Raw genomic sequence first — 19,134 nt, forward strand, 5'->3', positions numbered from 1 at the left:
AAGCTGCCAAGACAAGTGTTACACCCATGTTACCTGCGGATGAGGGAGGAGATTGCTGCGCCAGTTGCTGACAACAACCAGTAAACCCACACCTTTGGGTGCCAAAAAGAATGGTGCAGCGCCTGGTCAAATGCGATGTGTGCCTGGCGGCGGCGGCCGGTCCAAAAATGAAGGTAGGCATGGCCGAAACAGATGCCAAACAGACGGTTCTGCAATGCTCTGGCGTCGACGCTGCGTCCGTCGGGTCCGGTGCTGCCCCAGCTTGCCAAGGCATGCTGGAGCACCAGGTATTCGTTGTTCTCGGGGCGTGGCACCTTGGTCAGGCTGCTGTCGTGAATACGATAAAAGGCCACGGTCTGGGCAAGTTGGTCCATCTTGAACTGGCGTGAGGCACGGAGCCAGAAATCGTAGTCTTCACCTGTGGGAAGCCGGGTGTCAAAAACTCCGACCGTGTCAAAGACCGACCTGCGCACCATGGCGGTGATGATATGGACCACGCTGTCGAGCAGCAGGTCGGTGTAGAGCCAGCCTGAGGGGTGGGCCAGGGCCTGGGATGTTGATTCGATCCGTGGGCAAGGCGGCACCTCGAAGCGCTTGTCGGGTGAAGCCGACCACCTTTGGAAACCGCCAAACACAATGCTGATGTCGGGGTGGTCCCGCAGGTAGGCCACCTGCAAGCTCAACTTGCCGGGCAGCCAGAGATCATCGGCATCGATAAAGGCAATCAATTCCCCCTTGGCGTGGGTCAGGCCCAGGTTCCTGGCGCTGCCTGGTCCGGCGTTGTGCTGGCGCAGCACTCGAATGCGTGGGTCTTGCAGGGCGGGATGGTCAGCTGTGCCATCGGTGGATCCATCGTCAATGACCAACAGTTCTAAGTTGGCATAGTCCTGGTTCAGCACACTGTCCACAGCCTGTGCGATATGGGCCAGTGCGTTGTAGGCGGGTAGGATGACGCTGACCAGCGGGTTCTCAAGATGCATCTGTGTGCTCCTTTAACCAACGAGTTCGGACCACCCTGAAGGCCGACTCAAACGGTCTCCATTGGCCCGGATGCGGAAACCTGGTGTGCCGGCATGCCAGCCACTTTTTCAATCCCTTCAACTTCAGCACATCACGTAACGGGTAGTACCACCAATACTTGCGGGCCATGGTCTGCAGCCCCGACCAGTTCAGCGACGACATGGATTGCACGGCACTCAGTTCATTGACAAATGCCAGCATGGGCACCACCGCCATCAATCGGGGGGTGTATGGCAAATGGTGGTAGTGGTCGATGGCACTGCGCGCGGGATACGCACATGCCAACCTTTTCTTGGCACCTTCGAGCGTGATGAGGTAGGCATGGGTGCAAAAAGGCCCAGAGGAGAGCGGGTAACTCAGGTGTGCCTTACTCAGGGGGGCCGGTGTCGCCGCGTTGTAGAAAACAAAACCGGCATCACCCCGGTCGTCGCTGCCCAAAAAACAATAGTCAAACTCCAGATGTTGGCAACCCGTTGCCACAAGGTTTTTCACGCTGGGATGCAAAACCGTGTCATCTTCCAGAACCAGTGCCACTGGCAGCGCCTGTTCAATGATGCGTTCATAGATGTGGATATGCGACAGGTAGCAGCCGAGTTGCCCGGGCGACATGTTCCCCGTTGGGTTGACCTCTTGACGGTACTGGGGGCTGAGCGCATCGCCCCTGATGGCGTCGATCCATTCGAACTGGATGCCCAAATCATCCAGATGCGACTTGAGGGCAGCTCGCCGATCGGAGGCGGTTTTTAAACTGACAACAAAGACGGGAACCACTTGCACGTTGTGTCTCCAGTGGCATCAGGCGCGTTTGCCAGATACCAAAAAATCGTAGACGGTTGATTCCAGCCCCTCTGGCCTGCCTGCGGCAAACCAGGTGAGAAGGGTCCAGCTTGTGTAGGCCAGGGCGCCCAGCGTGATGCTGATCACCAGACTCCAGGCACTGCCAGGCACCCATGGCATCACCAGGCTGACCAGAAGATACATGCTGACAGCACCTAGGGTTGGACGCAGCAGCACCTTGACCATGGCACTGAGTGCAAGCTGGCAATACAAGCTGGCGCACAGTGCCGTGACCATGGCATTGACACCGCTGGCTGCAATACGTGCCCAAACCAAGCCAGGCAGATGGAGTTGCGGCACCAAAACCAGGCTGCACAGCACAAACACAGCAAACTCAGCCCAAACAATGTGGTTTTGCAGGCGTGTGTGTCCTCGCAGCGTCAGCAGGGTTGAGAGGGGTGACGCTGTAAATTGAACGACGCCAGTCAGTGCAAACAGGGCAACAAAGGGAGCCGCTTCCACCCACTGGGCACCTAGCAACAGCACAGTCGCCGGAGTCGCGACCGCCGCAAAACCCAGACCCACCGGCAGGGTGATGGTGTTGACAGCAGACAGGGTCTTGATCACCGCCTGGTTGGTGCGGGCCAGGTCGTCCTGAATGGAGGACAAAACCGGCAAAAACGCCCGCAGCATGGCTGGCCCCAGTTCTCCGGTAGGCAATTGGCCCAGGTCTGCCCCCACGTTGTAGAGACCATATTCACCTGTGGTGCCGATGCGTGCGGCAATCAGTTCGTCGCTTTTACGCAAAAGGAACCCGCCCAACCCGGCCAACATGAGCCATTTGGTCACGGCCCAGATCTCGCCAATCTGGGTCGTGTTCCAGCGGGGGCGGTAGGGATGCATGACGTAGCTCATGATGCAGCCACTGACATATCCGGTCACCACACCAATGACCAGGGCCCGGTAGTCACGCAACAGGAACGCCGCAGCTATGGTGGCGACGACACCGATGGACTTGCAGATCAGGTTGTGGCGGAACTGCAGCGAAAAGTTGAACTCCTTTTGCGCCAGCGTAAAGCCGATGTTGGATGCACTGCTGATGACCATGCAGGCTGCCAGCACCCACATCACCGCTTCAACGCGGGGTTCTTTGAAATACAAGGCGCTGGGATGGGCCACGCCAAGCAGAAGCAGGCCGACGGCACAACCTTCCAACAGGCGCAAGGTCCAGGCTGAATCGATCTCCGCCTGGCTGACCGCCCCTTTGCGCAGCAGCGCGGTAGAGGCTCCAAAGTCCAGCATGGCCTGGATCAGGCCGGCCGCCAGGGTGGCCATGGCCACAATGCCGTAGTCTGAGGGAAGCAACAAACGCGCAACGATCAGGGTACTGACAAAGCCCAGCCCCTTGAGCATCCAGCGGGTGCTTACCGTCCAGAAAGCCCCTGATATCAGGGCCCGCTTGGGGTTAGCTTGTGATTTGGGTGTCATGGTGCCAAACAAGGGCTGGCTCAATGGCGTGACTTGGCATCAAACTGGCAGACTGAAATGCCGCGAGTGCTTGTTTGGCCAGTATGTTTTTGCGTGTTATGCGTTTGAAGTCATCTGGATAGCACATCGCCCATTCAAGCACCAGCTCTCGCGCAGTGGCGGGCAACTTGGCTGGCGAGCACTGGCGTTTGGCCAAGTGGTCGGTAAACGCGGCGTTCTCGAGTTTGCCGCGCACTTGGCGAAAGTGGCGATTGACAGCAGCCCGCACGTCTCGCCAGCGCCACCATTTAGCTTCATCGATTTTCCAGGAAGCGCTTGGGTGGACATGGATGCGGTAGTCTTCCCAGGCGTGCTTGCTCGGGTCCAGCGCAAAACAAAGAAACGCCCCCATCAAACTGTCGGTTCGGTACAAGCCCACCGGCAGGCGAATGTGTTTATCACGCATTTGCCCAATGGTGTGGCCCTTGATGCAGCAGAAGTTGCCGTGGTAGCCGGTGTTGACAATCATGTTTTCCCTCAAAGCCTTGGCCGAGCGACCCATGGTTGGCACGCCCGTGCCTGCCAAAGCCTGGGTGTTGGCGGCCACCGCATGACCCAGCAGGTCCACGGCATCGGGATTGAGCCTGACATAACCGTCGACAAAAAAAGCAATCTCCTCACCAGCCCAGATTTGATGGATGTATTGGTTCCAGGCGTTGGCCTTGTCACCCAGCGGGATGGACCAAACCTGGATGGCGGGGCCACCCTCATCTTTGGCGGCGCTGAGTTGACGCTGAGTCAGTTCTTGCGCCAAAGCGCTGGCCAATGCCTGGTTGCCATTGACCAGGACATGGATCACCGCGCATGAGGCAGCAGACACCTTTGCGGCGTCGAGCGTTTGCCGCAATCGGGACAGGGACTCCCGGCAGGCAAATATGACCACAGTCCATGGGTGCTGGCGGGTGTTCATATACAGGCAAATTACTATAAAGTCAATAGCGTTATGCCCTTTATCTGTAAGGGCTAGATGCCTATTTTTCTACAAAGCCTCCGGTCGCTCTGCTGCCTGCCGCAAAAACGCATCAAACATCAGCAAGGTCCACAGCGGTGCTGAATGGTCGCGCTGGCCGCTCAGGTGCTGGCGGACCATGGTCTGCAGAGTCTCTTGATTGAAGTAGCCGGTGGCTTCCAGTTGTGGGCCCAGCACCGCCTGCTGCAGGCGCTCGCGCAGCGGGCCGCGCAACCATTTGGCCAAGGGCACCGAAAACCCCATCTTGGGTCGGTACAACACATCGTTGGGCAGGCTGGGCTCAAAGGCCTTTTTCAGCAACCATTTGCCTTCTTGTCCCTTGATCTTGAGCTCGCTGGGCAGGGTGGCCAGCCATTCAATGAGCTCGTGGTCCATCAGCGGTTCACGCACTTCAAGCGAGTGCGCCATGCTGGCGCGGTCCACCTTGGTGTTGATGTCACCGACCAGCCAGGTTTTGTAGTCCAAGTACTGCACCAGCGCCAGCGGGTCGGTGGTGTTGGCCTTCGCCGCGTGGTGTTTGAACACCTCCTGCGCCCGGTATCCAGCCAAAATGCGCTTGAACCCTGATGAATAAAGGGATTCACGCTCATCAGAACGTAGCACCGAGACGCTGTGCAAGTAGGCCTGGGTGGAATCCAGCGCCAGCGCCTGGAAGGTGGTTTTGGCGCGGAACATGCGCGGTGCCCAGTCCAGCTTTGGGAACAGGTGACCCAGGGTGCCAAACAGCGGCTGGCGCAGGCCCAGAGGCACCAGGTTGCGGGCACGTTCCTCGGCGGCGTGCAGGCGGTAGCGCCGGTAGCCGCCAAAACTCTCGTCGCCCCCATCGCCGGAAAGCGCCACAGTCACATGTTTACGCGCCAGCTGGCAAACGCGGTAGGTCGGGATGGCGGAGCTGTCGGCAAAGGGTTCGTCGTACAGCCTGGCCAAGGTGTCGATCAGGTCGAAGTCGTCACTTTTGACAATTTCCAGGTGGTGGTCGGTGTGGTAACGCTCGGCCACTTGCTGGGCAAAGGCGGATTCGTTGAACTTGGGGTCGTCAAAACCGATGGCGCAGGTGCGCACGGGGGTACTTGAGACACTGGCCATGGTGGCCACCACCGCGCTGGAGTCGACGCCGCCGGACAGGAAGGCGCCCAGCGGCACCTCGGCCATCAGGCGTAGCCGGATCGATTCGTCGAGCCGCGCGCGCAACTCGTGCACAGCGTCTTCACCACTGATACGGTTGTCGAGTGAGAAGCTCACATCCCAATACGGTTTGGGCTCAGGCAGACCCTGGCCATGGCGCAGGGTGAGCGTGTGCGCCGGAGCCAGTTTGTGGGCACCGGTGTAGATGCAGCGTGGGTCGGCCACATAACCCAGGGCAAAGTACTCCTCCACCGCCAGCGGGTCGATGTTGCGGACAAAGTCTGGATGCGCGGTGATGACCTTCAGCTCGGAGCCAAAAATGAAACTGCCGTCGCTGAGCAGCGCGTAGAACATCGGTTTGACGCCCAGGCGGTCACGTGCTAGGAACAGGGTTTGCTGGTTGCGGTCCCACAGAGCGAAGGCAAACATGCCACGCAGGCGTTGCACACAGGCTTCGCCCCAGGCCTCCCAGGCGTGGATGATCACCTCGGTGTCGCTGCGGGTGCGAAACACGTGGCCCAGCGCCTTCAGTTCGGTGGTCAGCGCCTGGTAGTTGTAGATTTCGCCGTTGAACACTATGGCCACGCTGTGGTCTTCGTTGAACAGCGGTTGTTGCCCGGTGGAGAGGTCGATCACCGACAGGCGCCGGTGACCAAAGGCCAGACCGGGCTCCAGGTGCAGGCCGAGTTCGTCCGGGCCGCGGTGCGCCTGCACGTTGTTGATGCGCTCCATCAGCTTGGGCGCAAAGTCGCGTTTGCTGTGCGTGTCAAAAAGTCCGGCGATGCCACACATAGATTTGCTCAGGGAGTAGAAGGGTTGTGCTGGGCGATGTCTAGCAACTTGATGATGCTTGGGCCATTGGCTTGCACAAAAGCCTGCAGGCGTTGCGCACCTTCGACACTTTGGCCTTTGTCGGTGTAGAGGATCAGAACGGCTGAGTCGTCGCCACGCCCCAGCAGGCGCTGTAACGCGCCATACAGCTTGGCCTGTGCCTGACTGGCGGTCAGCTGGCCGTTGACCCAATAGACTTGCCAGACCACCAGTCGCTCGTCCGCCGGGCTGGCAGATGCAGAGAGTTTCCGCAGTTCCCCCTCGCAAACACTGATCTGTTTGCTATCAAAATTAATGTATCGAGAGCTGCGACTGACTTGCGCCCACTGGGTGTCTTTGGAGGTGACCAGCACGTTCTCTGAGCTGACCAGTTTGCGCTGGTAGTTTTGCTGGCGGTAATAAGCCAAGTAAAGCCCAACACGCTGGTCTCCCTGCACGAAGCTGGTATTGAGACTGGCCGAAGGGTTCTGGAAAGCTGGTTCAAAGATCGCAGGGGTTTGGGTGTCAGCCAGCCAGTCGGGTGCCAGCTGGTTTGGCGCCGAGAGCTGCACCGGTGTGTTCACGTTGTTGTGGTCCAGCGCCCAGCGTGCGGCCAGTGGCCAAGCCAGGATCAGTGCTGCCAACAGCGCAAACAGCTCAAACCGGGGGCGTGTTCCAGCGTTGTCACCTGGCAAAGGTTTGTTGAGGGTGACCGAGTCGATGTCGGCCGCGCTGACACTGGGCTCCGGCTCGGACCAGCGTGCACCGATCCAAAACATCAGCAAAATGACAAAGCCAAAAAACACCCAGCCGTAGATGATGTGGTCGACCCCGGCGGCCAATTTGTTGCCTGACAGGTGGCCCAGCATCACGATCATGTAGGCACGCAACCAGTTGGCCAGCACCGGGACCAGGATCGAGACGATGATGAACAACACCCGGCGTTTCGTGGACTGGTAGTTCAGGTAGGCAAACAGGGTGCCCACGGTGAGTGAGGCAATCAGGTAACGCACGCCGCTGCAGGCTTCCACCACCGACCAATTGCCTGAGGGGATGACAAATTGCAGCCCCTCGCGGTAGACCGGGATGCCGCTCAGGCGCAAGGCCATCACGGTGAAGTCGGCGGTCCATTCCATCAGCTGGGGCATGGCGAATTCGCCAAACGGCACCGCAAAAAACAGGAAAAGCAGCGGGAACAGCAACGAACGTGCTACCGTCAGCCCCAGCAAAGTTGGCACCAGCAGCGCCAACATGGCCACAAACGCCAGTTGTGTCAGCGCATTCACCGCGACAAGGTCACCTAGCAGCCAGCCAAAACCGACCAACACCAGTGCTATCAGGCCCCAGGCGCTGGGCTGAGGCTGCAGATGGGATAGATGTGTGTGGCGACGCCACACCATCCACAGCACCAGTGGCAGCACCAGAAAACCGTGGGTGAAGGTCTCGGAGCGCCACCAGATGTCCACCATGGCACTGGCCGTGTCAAAGTACAGCGCCACCAAAATGACCGCCAGCAAGCCAAACAACAGACTGGCACGGGGCCAGTGGTGTTGGGGCTTGAGTTGCACAGCAGGGGTCATGGATGGGCCTTCGGGTTCAGATAGGTGTCGATTTTGGACAGGTGGGCGGACCAACTGTAATCACTGAGCACCCGCTGTCGCCCGGCAATACCCACACGGGCACAACGCTCAGGTGAGGCCAGCAAAGCACTGATCTGGGAGATGAAGTGCGCCGGGGTGGTGGCGCACAACAATTCAGCCTCAGGCTTGGCCTCGACCGCCTGTGCGCACGAGTCAGATGCCACCACCGGCCGGGCCATGGCCATAGCCTCCAGAATCTTGTTCTGAATGCCCCGCGCCACCCGAAGGGGGGCGACCACTACCGTTGCGTGCTGCAGATAGGGTCGCACATCGGGTACCGTGCCGGTCACCACCACGCCCGGGCCGGCCAGGGCTTGCACAGCGGGTGGTGGGCTGCGCCCGACGATGTAAAAACACAATTGTGGCCACTGTTGCCGCAGGTCGGGCAGCATGTCGGCCACAAACCAGGTCACGGCATCGATGTTGGGCCAGTAGTCCATGGCACCGGTAAACACCAGCGGGATGGGTTTCGGCTGATCAGCTGTGCCAGCAAAAGGCGAAGGGCGATTCGGCTCAGGGGCAAAGAACTCGGCGTCGACCCCGTTGCTGATGGCATCGACGGTGCCAGCGCTTTCAGGCGCCAGCTGCTTGAACAAGTTGGCTTCGTTGTCGGTCACAAAAAACGAGCGTTGGGCACTTTGGGCCACACTGCGCTCGAACGCCTGCAGTCGTTCACCTTCGCGTCGGTACAGCCAGGACAGCGGCCAGCGGTGGTCGGGCGCGTACTGGGTCCACTTGGCCGAATCCACGTCCACAAAGTCCACCAGCATCGGAACTTTGGATGACACCTGGATGTACTGCGCCATGACCGACGAGAAGATGACCACGGCGTTGATGTTGTGTTCAGCCAGTGTTTGTTGCACCCAGCGTTGCAGCCCGGCGTTTTGGTAGTAGTGCTGGCTGAGCGATTGCCCGGTGAGCAAGCCGGCCAGACTGCGCAACTTGGCGTTGCGCGGCTGCAGGCGTGCCACAAACAGGTCCGGGCAGAGTGCGCGCACAGTGTCGAGGTAGGCCTCGTCTGCCGGGTCGTCGATGAAGGTGCCCAAAAACACCCGATGCGACTGGGTCAGGTGTTTGAGCAAATGGTAGGAGCGCACCTTGTCACCCTTGTTGGGGGGGTAGGGCAGGCGGTGCACCAAGTAAAGCAACTTGCCCATAGTGTGTCTCAGGCCAGGTTGCGCACGATGAACGGCCCGAGCCAGTTGGCCAGGCCAATCGGCATCCGCCGCCATGTGCTGATCAGCAGCTTGAATTTGGCATTGGACGGGTTGTTCTGAGGGATGCTGTCGCGTTTGTACAGGCGGTAGGCGTAGTGCAGCTGTGTCGGCTCAAAGCCCCAGTTTTTCTTGAAGGCATAAGGGCCAGTGTCTTTTTTACTGCGGCCGTAGTCAAACACCTTGAGCCCACGCGCGCAGGCGCGGCGCATCAGCTCCCAGTACTTGAAGTCGTTGGCGGCCAGGTCACGTGCGGCTTCATCATCCCCGGCGTAATAGGGCAGGACCTCATCGCGGAAGTAAAAGCTCAGCACACTGCTCAGCGGTTTGCCACTGGGTGAAACCACGGTGAGCACCTCGCAATCCGGGCCAAACACCTGCATGAGTGCCTGGAAGTATTTCTTGGGTAAGGCCGGGGTACCGTGGCGGTGGACGTTGTCGGCAAACAGCGCAAAAAAGCGGTCTACCTTGGGGTCGATTTCGCTGCGCAGCTCGTTCTTGATGCCTTTGCGCACCATGGCGCGTTGTTTGCGCGGTATGGCCAGCATGTTGGCCTCTTCCGTCGGCAGAATTTCTTTGCGGAAGGTCACATACAGCTCTTGCGTCGGCCAATCGGGGTGGCGGTTGTCCACATGGCGCAATTCCAGATGGTCCACGCCCAGGTTCTCGGCGATTTTCTGGGCTTCCTGCTCCAGTGCCGCCGCTGCCTGTTCGTTGCTGGCTGCCACGCCACCGTAGACCGTGAACGGCAAACTGGTCAGCGAGTTGCCAAACAGCCAGCTGTGGATATGGCCCAGTGGCAACACGCCTTCGATCTGTCCGTTGGCGTCCTCGACATACAAGAAATAACTGTCGTGTTTGAACACATCGGTGACGATGGTTTGCCAGCCTGCCCGGTGGAAGAACGTGGCCTGAGGGCAGGCCAACACAAACGCATCCCAGCGCTGGGCGGTGGTGGTGTCGTGGGGTAGAAGACGTTTGACCTGTGCCATGCCGATGTCAGACCGCCAGCGGCAAAGGCGCAATCTGGTTCATAAATACTTGGTCGACCCTGCCCCAGGTGAAGTCGCTCAGCAGGCGGTCCAAGCGCGCCTGGGTTTGCCCGATGTTGACGTAGTGGCGGAACTGTGACTTGCGGTCAATGCCTGCAACGCGGGGTTGGTCTGGGTCGACCTCCCAAGGGTGGAAGTAAAACATGCCTGGCTGTTGGTCACGGGTGTTTACACGTTGGATCAGCCAGCGCGTCACCGGGTAGGGCAGCAGCCTGAAGTAGCCACCGCCGCTGGAGGGGAAGTTGCGGTCGAACAGCCGCACCGTGGTGATCGGGATTTCGGTCAGTCCGGGCCGTACTTCATAGGCAAATCGGGGTGAATCCGGCATGCCGTAATGGTCGTGTGCTATCGGATAGATACTGGAGCTGTAGTGGTAGCCGGCCTCCAGCAGGCTGTCATAGGCCCACAGATTGCCCTTGCCGATGGAAAAGCTCGGTGCCCGGTAACCCAGGATGCGCTGGCCCGACAGGTCTTCGAGCAGTTTCTTGGCGCGGTCAATGTCGTTGAAAAAGTCTTCAGGTGACTGGTCGCTGGCGCGTTGGTGGCCGTAGCCGTGGCTGGCGAGTTCGTGCCCGTTGTCGACAATCTGGCGCACCAGCTGGGGGTAACGTTCGGCAATCCAGCCCAGCGTGAAAAAGGTGGCCTGGGTGTGGTGGCGCGCCAGCAACTCCAGGATGGTGTTGATGTTGCGCTCCACGCGGCATTCGCGGCTGTCCCACTCGGTGCGGGCGATGTAGGGGGCAAACGCCGAGACCTGAAAATAGTCCTCGACATCGATCGTCATCGCGTTGGTCAAACGGGTTGGCATGCGGTGGCCTGTGTAGGAGTGCTCGGGGTCAAGCTTCTTTGTCCGGTGTGGCACCACTGGCGGCCTTGACCAGCCGTTGCAGCATCACCAGGATTTCCAAGTTGATGCGTTCCAGGCGCAAGGCGCTGGCTTCGAGGCGGCGCAACCGAATGTCATATTGCTCGGCATTCAGTGTGGCGATCTGGCCCGAGATAGCTTGGCCTAGGCCAGCTGGAAACTGCAGCTTGGCCAGATCAGCATCTGAGGCGTTGGCCGAGGACAAATCAGAAATAAACGAGTCGGTCCAGCCAGGTCCTTCGGGTGAGGAGATGGGTTTGGACATCGAGACCGACTCGTCGTTGATCTCGCTGACCACCTCGTTGACCTCTTCCGTACCAAAACAATCTTTGCTGGCCAGATAACCCGACAGCAACAGGCGGTCACACACCAGGTTGATGCGCCGTGGGATACCGTTGGTGGCCTTGAAGATGGCTTCAAAGGCCGCAGCGTCAAAGGCGGGTCGTTCGGGTTTGGCCCCGGCACATTTGAGGCGGTGTTCGATGTAACCTTGTGTTTCGGCCAGATCCAGCGGTCCAATATGGCAGGTAGCGGTAACCCGCTGGCGCAGTTGCTGCATGCCTGGGCTTTGCAGAATGGCGCGAAATTCGGGCTGACCAATCAGAAACGTTTGCAGCAGGGCCTGCTGGCCATATTGGAAGTTGGAAAGCATGCGCAGCTCTTCGACAGCACGGTGGGTCAGGTTTTGAGCCTCATCCACAATCAGCAGGCAACGTTGCCCCTGGCTGGCGTGGCTGACAAGAAAAGCCTCCAGCGCCATCAGCAAGTCGGACTTGGAGACATCCTTGACCCGCACACCAAAAGCCGCACCTACCATGCGCAGGGTGTCTTCGGCATCGAGCTGAGTGGTGACCAGGTTGGCTGCCACCACCTTGCCTGCTTCCAGGCTATCCAGCAGGCCGCGTACCACGGTGGTTTTGCCGGCACCAATTTCACCGGTAATGACGATGAAACCTTCATTACGCATGACGCCATACTCAAGGTAAGCCTTGGCACGTCTGTGCTGTTTGCTAGCGTAATAGAAGCGTGGATCGGGGTTGATCTGGAAGGGTTCGCTACTTAATCCGTAATAGGCTGCATACATGGGTCAAAACTGCACATTGAGGTTGCCAGTCACCGCGTTCTCGGTGTAGGGATTGGTGGCGTTGTCAGATACCACCCGGCGCAGGCCCAGTGAAGCTGCTGTTCGTCTGCCAACTTTGCCGGAGAGGTTGACATTGAAAGATTTGAGGGTGGTTTCCTCGGCCGCTGTGCTGCCGGAGGTGTTTTGCCGCGATAACGACATACCCAAGGAATAGTCCGGTGTCAGACGGTGGCTGTAGTTGACGCTGAAGCCGTTTTGGACGACTGTGGCTCCGTTGGACAAGTTGTCCACGACACTGGTGATGGTGTCCAGTCGATTGTTCTCGGTGCGTGTCAGCAAAAAAGTGATAGTGTCACGTACACCCAGCAGGGCCAGAGACAGGTTCTGGCTGCGTTGAACCGAAATTGCCGAGGTCAAAAAGCCACCCACAACAGGGGTGTTGGCACTCAGACCATATGACTGCAACAAGGCGTTGACCCTCTGGGCTCGTTCTGCGGCCGAGAGCCCACTGCCTTCCAACTGGCTGTAGAACAAGTCATAAAGGTTGCCAATGACCCCTACACCATTTTGGTTGGGGGTGGTTGAGACATCTTTACTGTCTGAAAACCGCCAGACGGTCCGGGAGCTGCGATGCTCAAAACTCACGTTGTGGGTGTTGCCAAAAGAACGCTTGCCGGTGAGTGCAGATAACGTGGTTCTCTCCGACGGGAACCAGTTGATCCCCACACTGCTGGTGCTGTAGTTTTGTTTGTCCAAACTGGTGTAATTGTTCGATTCCTGGCCAGCATTGGCGGACAGCTTGACCAGGGGGGTGACCTCGTAAGTCAAACCCAGGCTGTAGGTGTTGGCTTCGGTGGCACGTCCGGTGCTGTAATTGGCTTGCTGGCGTGACAGGTCTGCGGTCCACCCCAAGCTGCGATAAGCTGACGCATTGCTGACCTTGATCACGCTGTCGGTGGTGGCGCTGTTGGACGCGGTTGAGCTGTCACTGGAAGTCACCGATCGGCTAACACGTGCCTCGTAATTGGCGGCATCACCGAGCCGACCCTTGACATAGGGAGATAGTTTGAAATTCTCCACCTCCGTCCGGTTGGCGTTGATGGCCGTGTTGTTGGTGGATTGGGTGCCAAACGCCGAGATGGTTTGTTGCGAGATGTTGCCGCTGAAATCCAAGAATGCCCAGTTATCAATCGCTTCGAAGGTGCCAAAGGTGTTGAGTGCGTTCTGGTTGCGACTGGCCGACGTACCCTGGGCGTAATTCACATGTGTCAGCGCGTAATCAAGATAGGTTTTGAGTCTGGCACCATTGACATTGACATGGATGCCAGGGCTGATTTCGGTGATTTGATCAGACTTGGCGGCCGCACCGCTGAGCGCCACATTGTCCGTCACCGTTTCGTTCACTGTCACGCGTGTCGAGATGGATACCGCTTGCGTGGTCGCTCCGGGCACGGCATCTTGAGCCCAGGCCGCAGTCCCAGACAACAGCAACAATGTCGCAAGAGAGGGCGTGGCGCGCAAGGTGTTCACGCTGCTTGCTCCGCCTGGTTGTCGTGACCATACCCCGCACCATACCCATAGCTGTAGCCATACCCACTCTTGAACAAAGAGCTTGCGCGGTTCAACAGCAGCAGCTTCACGGGGCAGGCATCAATGGTGGCCAGCGCCTGCTTGACCTCGGATTGCAGCGTTTTCCCGGCATGCACCACCGTCACAATCTGCCCCATATGGGTGGCCAGCACCCGTGCTTCGGTGGTGATCAGCAAAGGGGGAGAGTCAAAAATGATGATCCGGTCCGGGTAACGCGCTGCCATGTCTTCCAGCAGATTGACCATGGCATCGCTGGCCAGCAGTTCTGTGGCACGTGGATGGGGTGTTCCACTGGGCAAAATGGTCAATTTCTCGACGTTGGTTTTGAGCAAGACGGACGACATGTCCAGCTTGTCATCCAAGACCAAGTCAAGCAAGCCCGGCCCATCGGGCAAGCCCAGCATGCGCATGACCGACGGGCGAGCCACATCGGCATCCACCAGCATCACGGTGTTGTCCAACTCCGTGGCGATGCTCATGGCCAGATTGATCGAGGTGAAGCTTTTTCCCTCGCCGGGCAAGGCGCTGGTCACCATGATCAGGTTGCCATTGGTTATGACGGAAGCACCTTTGCCCATCGCGTTTTTGATCAAAGGACGTTTGATCACACGGTATTGGTCTGCAATCTCGGAGCGTGCTGAACTGGGGTTGATAAATCCTGCTTTGGTCAGAGCGTCCAAGTCCAAGTCGACCCGCCGCGATGTGGCTACTGGCTCGGGAGGCTTTGGTGTAGCTGCGGGGAGGTCTGCCCCCGCCAGTGGAGGTTTTGGTGTCGCTGCAGTGGATGTGCTTGGCATCTCCACACCCGCTTGCCGCAATTGTTCCAGCCGTCGGGCTGCCTGTTCAATCAAGCTACTCATAGGTCATTCATCCTGCTTGGTTGGACGTCAGGAACAGCGCAGCCATTCCGAGACCGAACACAACTACCAGACCCCCGGTAGCGGCTAAAAATTTCACCAACTCAGACTTTCTCCGCTGTGCACTGCCATCATCGACCTGCAGGGATACCACCCCAAGCAAGGGCAAGCCCAAGGTTTCACTCATGGCGTTCGCATCGTAGAACACAGCTCGGATCTGACCCAGCAGGAAGGTCACACCCAAGCCTGCCGCCAAAGCTGCCAGCAAGGCCAACGGCATCAGTAGCAGACGGTTGGGTGCGACGGGTTTGGGCGACGCACGCGGAGGGTCAATCAGTCGGAAATCAGCCACGCCAGTGGCGTTGTCCAGATCGCCCGACATGGTGGCTGATTCCCGCCGGGATACCAGGTCGTTGTAGTTTTTCTTGTTGATCTCGTAATCGCGATTGAGCTGGGCGAACTCCGCCTCAATTTGTGGCGCGGTCTTCATGGCCTCGCGTGCTTTGGCGTAACGTGCATCGTATTCAGCCACGCGTGCCCTCAAAGACGCAACTAGAACTTCTGAAGTGGCCATGACCCGACTCAGTTCCTGATAAGCCAACGTGTTGTTAGAAGGCGCAGCAGATGGGTTTGCCAACGCGGCTTTGCGCAATTCCTGGATCTCCTTGCGTTTCTGGTCTTCCAGGTCTTTGATCAGACGTCGCGCACCTACCACATCAGGATGTTGTTCGGTGAAGCGTTGTAACAAGGCGTCTAGATTGCGTTTTTGGGCATCAATACGCGAGTCAATCTCAGGTGTAGAAATCGAAGCCGAGGTGTCAGACATCAGGTTCTTGGAGTTGGTCGCGCGTTCAGCGTCCAACTGCTTTTTGGCTGCATCCCGTGCGTTTTCAGCTTCACGCAGTTCCAATCGAGCTTGTCGCAGCTGCTCTGAAATGGCGCCCAACTGACCGGCCATGTCTCGCCCTTCGGTGGTCTGAAGGTCAATGTTGCGTAGTTTGAATTCCTTGAGCCGCGCCTCAGCTTCTTCGAGCTTGGTCACGTAGGTCTTGATTTGTTCTTCGATGAATTTTTTGGCAGTGTCTGAGTCCTGGCGTGAGCTGCCCATGCTGGATTCGACAAAGATCGACACCAAAGACTGCACCACTTTTTTCGCCTTTTCAGGATCCGTGTCCCGATAGGCCAGTGTGTAGATGTTGTCACGGCCCACATTTTTGATTTCCAATGTCTTTGATACCCTATCAATCAGCGCATCCTGCTCGCCTTTGGATGCGTTGCCTAGGTCCAGGTCTGCCATGCGGATCAATTTTTCGACATTGGGGCGAGTGATCAATGTGCGACTGAGCATCATCACTTGCTGCTCCACATTCGGCTGCACAGCTAAGCCCGACATCAAAGGCTTCAGAATGGATTGTGTATCCACATAAATGCGTGCACTGGCTTCATATTTGTCAGGTACTGCCATCACCCCTATGGCACCGACAATGGCGACCAACCAGGCTGCTATCAGGCCGCGCCAGCGGTGTTTCCACATGCCCCGGGCTATGGTTGTTATCTGACTAATCAACTCATCCATAGGGGAAGTTCTTATAAATCAATAGTACATGCAAGACGAAGCCTGTATGGCTCAAGCAGAACCATGCAGGAGAGGCAAAGAATCAGAACCAGCCCTGAGGAATGATTAACACATCACCCGGTTTCATCTCGACATTGGCGGAGATGTCGCCACGCTTGATCAGATCTTTCAGGCGCACTGAGTAGCGCTTGTCACCTTCAGCGGCACGGGTGATTGATGCACCATTGCCGTCGGCAAAATCGGTGAGACCACCCACAGCGATCATCACATCAAGCAATGTCATCTTCTGCTTATAAGGAAGGGCTTGAGGTTTCGCTGCTTCGCCCACCACACGAATCTGCTCGCTGTAGGGGCCTATGAAACCCGTCACGATCACCGTCACCACCGGGTCTCGTACCAATTTACTCAAGGCCTTTTCAACATCACGGGCGATTTCTGTGGATGTCTTGCCCTGCACCACCAGTTCATCCACCAGCGGGGTGGCCAGTTTGCCGTCCGGTCGAACTGGGACCGACATGGACAGCTCTGGGTTGCGCCAGACGATGATGTTGAGGTTGTCCCCTGGGCCTACGATGTAGTTGTAGTCAGGTGTAGCCGCTATGGAGGGTGCAGGCGGGTAATTACCTCCGGTGGCACAACCAACCAGCCAGACTGCGGCCAAGCCAGCGGCGGCGCAGCGCCAAATACGAGTCAAGATCGGTGCGTTGGAAAAATAGCTTTTCAAGATAAATCCCCTGGGTGAGGCCATTGCAAGACGCGGGAAGCAGTGAAGACAAATATTAAAGCAATATAACGCATTATTGATGCAAGTCCGCGTCAGAAAACATATCAGTTGTTGAACTGCTTATCGTCTGATGAATCGTTTCGGAGTAAGGTGTCAGCGCGTTGACTTGCTTCCTTTTAGCACTGGCCTTATGAATTTGAGCAGCAACTGTTGCAGCGGATTGGCATTTCCAAAGGGTCGCCAGGTGTGTTTGAGCTTTTGGTGGTAGGCGTCAAAATGCATGCCCCATGGGGCCGCTTTGATCTCTCCGCGTTTGAGCAGCACTTTGAGCACCGACGTGCCCATCACGCCGGCGCAAAGCTCGCACGCCATGATGGTGGAGGGGCCGCGCTTCTCCGAAAAATTCACAGCCTCGGGCGCCACCAGATAGTCACGGTTGAGCATGGCGGGTGACAAACCGGCGATAAAGCGCGCGTACTGCTCCTGCTGCGCGTGGCCTTCCACCTTGAAATAGTCTTCAAAGCCCATGCCCGTCGGACTGAAGTAGAGAAAAGCGACACCCATGCCTAGCGGCGCTGCTGTCAGGGCCGGAATGCCTTTCTCGCGGCATTTGGCAAATACCATACGTCGCTCGGGCAAGGCAAAGAAATCCAGCCCATCCACATACACATCCACGTCTTTCAGAAAGTCATCCACGTTCTCGGGCGTCACGCCTTGCGGAAACAGCCTCAACTCGGTTTCGGGGTTGATGTCTTGGGCCAACCGGGCCACGGTGTCGATCTTGGGATGCCCCATATACGGCATGAATGCACCTGCCTGGCGGTTCATGTTGTGCACAGCAAAGTCGTCAAAGTCGGCAATGTTGAAGCGGGCCAATCCCAGTCGACTTAATGTCAGCAGGTGGGCGCCACCCACGCCACCTAGGCCGGCGATGGCGACACGACTTTGGCGTAACTTGTCCTGCTCGGCCAGCGTAATCCAGCCGATGTTTCGAGAGAAGGCGCGGTCGTAATTAAAAGTCAAAGTGTGTTCATTGGCAGAACCCATGGCAAACCTCTCTTTTGTGTGTCAGCAAAGCACTGCCCATATTAAAGCCGAAGCAGACTCTAGCTCGAAGGCGCCCTCTTGAACATACCTTCGTCAGTCGTACCCATTGGGAATGGCTTCGGATTTGTTGTCGATTTTTCTTACATTGAAACACGGGCTGGAAAGCGAAGTTTTTGTAACCTATTGATTTATATAGAAAACAGGATTTTGGCACGTTCTGTGCTTTTGTTCCTACGTGGTCAATTTGACCTCGTGGTTTAGTAGATGCAACGTACTTAGGAGTGTCATTATGAAAAAATCTTTGCTTTCGCTGGCTGTGGCCGCAGCGCTTGGCTTGGCAAGTGCGTCTGCATCTGCCGCCCTGATCAATGTAGGGGGGGTGACTTGGGATCCGGACGCTTTTTTTGACTTTAGTGCGACGGATGCAGTTTTCGAAAGCGTCGTTACGAATGTTGGCGATACTTTGATCGGATATGGAAAAATCACATCCATTAATGGCGATACGACTGGGTTTTGCGCTGGCTGTGAATTGACGTACAAAGTCTCCTACACCCTTGCGAGTATCAGTGGGTTAGCTAACGAAAAGTTTACCTTCTCTGGCGGTAACATTGACTTGTACGTTGATGGCAGCCCGGATTGGAGTGCATCCACAAACCCCACTGGTTTGGCTGCAAGTGCCACCGACGGTGCGCTGTTCCTAAGTTTAGTGGGACGCCAAACTTATGATGCTTTCACGGGTAAGTACGGAACATTGCACTCTAGCGCGACCCCGACAGTGGGTGAGACAGGTTCTGGATATGGCTACCTAGATGTCGTGGCGGGTGCGGGTTTGGCGGCCGAAAATTTTGACACCAATGGCAGAATTACTGTGGAGGACAGCATTGGGACGTTCGGTTTGGCCGATATCAAGTTCACCAACACTTTTCAGTTACTTGATAATCCATTCGTCACTGACGGCAAGTTGATGGTCATGAGCAGTGCCAGTACATTTTCAGGTAACACGATTCCTGAGCCGGGCTCCATGGCTTTGATCGGCCTCGGTCTGGCTGGTCTAGGTTTGGCACAACGCCGCCGCAAAGCAGCAAAATAAGTCTGTCAGTGTTCTGACGCGCGCAAAAGAGCCCGCCTTGGCGGGCTCTTTTGCGTTGGGTGTGTGAGAACCGTGTAGTCTGGCAGAGGACCTGAAGTCCGGTGTTTGGTGAAAGTGTTTAGTCTTTTTGTGTGCTATCCCTTATCTTGAAAGGGTGTCTAGCTAG

16 protein-coding genes are annotated in these 19,134 nt (G+C 57.4%); 1 reads left to right on the forward strand and 15 read right to left on the reverse strand.

The features are described 5' to 3' along the window. Positions 1-29 precede the first annotated feature (29 nt). The 15 genes from RF819_RS11575 to RF819_RS11645 form a co-directional block, all read right to left on the reverse strand. A complete protein-coding gene (locus RF819_RS11575; RefSeq protein WP_078365131.1) occupies positions 30-980 on the reverse strand; it encodes a glycosyltransferase family 2 protein in 951 nt (316 codons plus the stop codon). Next, positions 970-1,791 (reverse strand): glycosyltransferase family 25 protein, encoded by an 822-nt coding sequence (locus tag RF819_RS11580; RefSeq protein ID WP_158081277.1) that lies wholly within the window; start codon positions 1,789-1,791, stop codon positions 970-972. The genes RF819_RS11575 and RF819_RS11580 overlap by 11 nt, the downstream gene beginning before the upstream one ends. Positions 1,792-1,815: 24 nt before the next feature. Continuing rightward, complete coding sequence (locus tag RF819_RS11585) at positions 1,816-3,285, reverse strand: oligosaccharide flippase family protein (protein WP_078365133.1); 1,470 nt, start codon at positions 3,283-3,285, stop codon at positions 1,816-1,818. Next, complete coding sequence (locus tag RF819_RS11590) at positions 3,263-4,234, reverse strand: hypothetical protein (RefSeq protein ID WP_078365134.1); 972 nt, start codon at positions 4,232-4,234, stop codon at positions 3,263-3,265. The genes RF819_RS11585 and RF819_RS11590 overlap by 23 nt, the downstream gene beginning before the upstream one ends. A 69-nt stretch (positions 4,235-4,303) precedes the next feature. Further along, a complete protein-coding gene (locus RF819_RS11595; RefSeq protein ID WP_078365135.1) occupies positions 4,304-6,211 on the reverse strand; it encodes an XrtA/PEP-CTERM system amidotransferase in 1,908 nt (635 codons plus the stop codon). A gap of 8 nt (positions 6,212-6,219) precedes the next feature. Then, a complete protein-coding gene (gene xrtA / locus RF819_RS11600) occupies positions 6,220-7,809 on the reverse strand; it encodes an exosortase A (protein ID WP_078365136.1) in 1,590 nt (529 codons plus the stop codon). Next, positions 7,806-9,026 (reverse strand): TIGR03087 family PEP-CTERM/XrtA system glycosyltransferase, encoded by a 1,221-nt coding sequence (locus RF819_RS11605; protein ID WP_078365137.1) that lies wholly within the window; start codon positions 9,024-9,026, stop codon positions 7,806-7,808. The genes xrtA and RF819_RS11605 overlap by 4 nt, the downstream gene beginning before the upstream one ends. An 8-nt stretch (positions 9,027-9,034) precedes the next feature. Next, the gene (locus RF819_RS11610) at positions 9,035-10,075 is read right to left on the reverse strand and encodes a FemAB family XrtA/PEP-CTERM system-associated protein (RefSeq protein WP_078365138.1); all 1,041 of its coding nucleotides are present in this window, start codon (positions 10,073-10,075) and stop codon (positions 9,035-9,037) included. A 7-nt stretch (positions 10,076-10,082) separates the two neighbouring features. Further along, positions 10,083-10,943 (reverse strand): XrtA system polysaccharide deacetylase, encoded by an 861-nt coding sequence (locus RF819_RS11615; RefSeq protein WP_078365139.1) that lies wholly within the window; start codon positions 10,941-10,943, stop codon positions 10,083-10,085. A gap of 28 nt (positions 10,944-10,971) precedes the next feature. Beyond that, entirely contained in the window at positions 10,972-12,084 is a 1,113-nt protein-coding gene (locus RF819_RS11620; protein ID WP_078365140.1) for an XrtA/PEP-CTERM system-associated ATPase, read from the reverse strand. A 3-nt stretch (positions 12,085-12,087) separates the two neighbouring features. Next, a complete protein-coding gene (locus RF819_RS11625) occupies positions 12,088-13,614 on the reverse strand; it encodes a TIGR03016 family PEP-CTERM system-associated outer membrane protein (protein WP_078365141.1) in 1,527 nt (508 codons plus the stop codon). After that, complete coding sequence (locus RF819_RS11630; protein WP_078365142.1) at positions 13,611-14,534, reverse strand: XrtA-associated tyrosine autokinase; 924 nt, start codon at positions 14,532-14,534, stop codon at positions 13,611-13,613. The genes RF819_RS11625 and RF819_RS11630 overlap by 4 nt, the downstream gene beginning before the upstream one ends. A 7-nt stretch (positions 14,535-14,541) precedes the next feature. After that, complete coding sequence (locus tag RF819_RS11635) at positions 14,542-16,107, reverse strand: XrtA system polysaccharide chain length determinant (RefSeq protein ID WP_078365143.1); 1,566 nt, start codon at positions 16,105-16,107, stop codon at positions 14,542-14,544. Between the two features lie 82 nt (positions 16,108-16,189). Continuing rightward, positions 16,190-16,768 (reverse strand): XrtA/PEP-CTERM system exopolysaccharide export protein, encoded by a 579-nt coding sequence (locus RF819_RS11640; protein ID WP_242472672.1) that lies wholly within the window; start codon positions 16,766-16,768, stop codon positions 16,190-16,192. Between the two features lie 216 nt (positions 16,769-16,984). Further along, positions 16,985-17,878, reverse strand: coding sequence for a ThiF family adenylyltransferase (locus tag RF819_RS11645; RefSeq protein ID WP_078365145.1), 894 nt, complete (start codon positions 17,876-17,878; stop codon positions 16,985-16,987). A gap of 289 nt (positions 17,879-18,167) precedes the next feature. Between RF819_RS11645 and RF819_RS11650 the strand changes: the two genes are divergently transcribed. Further along, on the forward strand, positions 18,168-18,968 hold the full coding sequence (locus tag RF819_RS11650; protein ID WP_078365146.1) for a PEP-CTERM sorting domain-containing protein: 801 nt from the start codon (positions 18,168-18,170) through the stop codon (positions 18,966-18,968). The last annotated feature ends 166 nt before the right edge of the window (positions 18,969-19,134 follow it).

The sequence above is a fragment of the Rhodoferax fermentans genome, from assembly GCF_002017865.1.
GTDB lineage: Bacteria > Pseudomonadota > Gammaproteobacteria > Burkholderiales > Burkholderiaceae_C > Rhodoferax > Rhodoferax fermentans.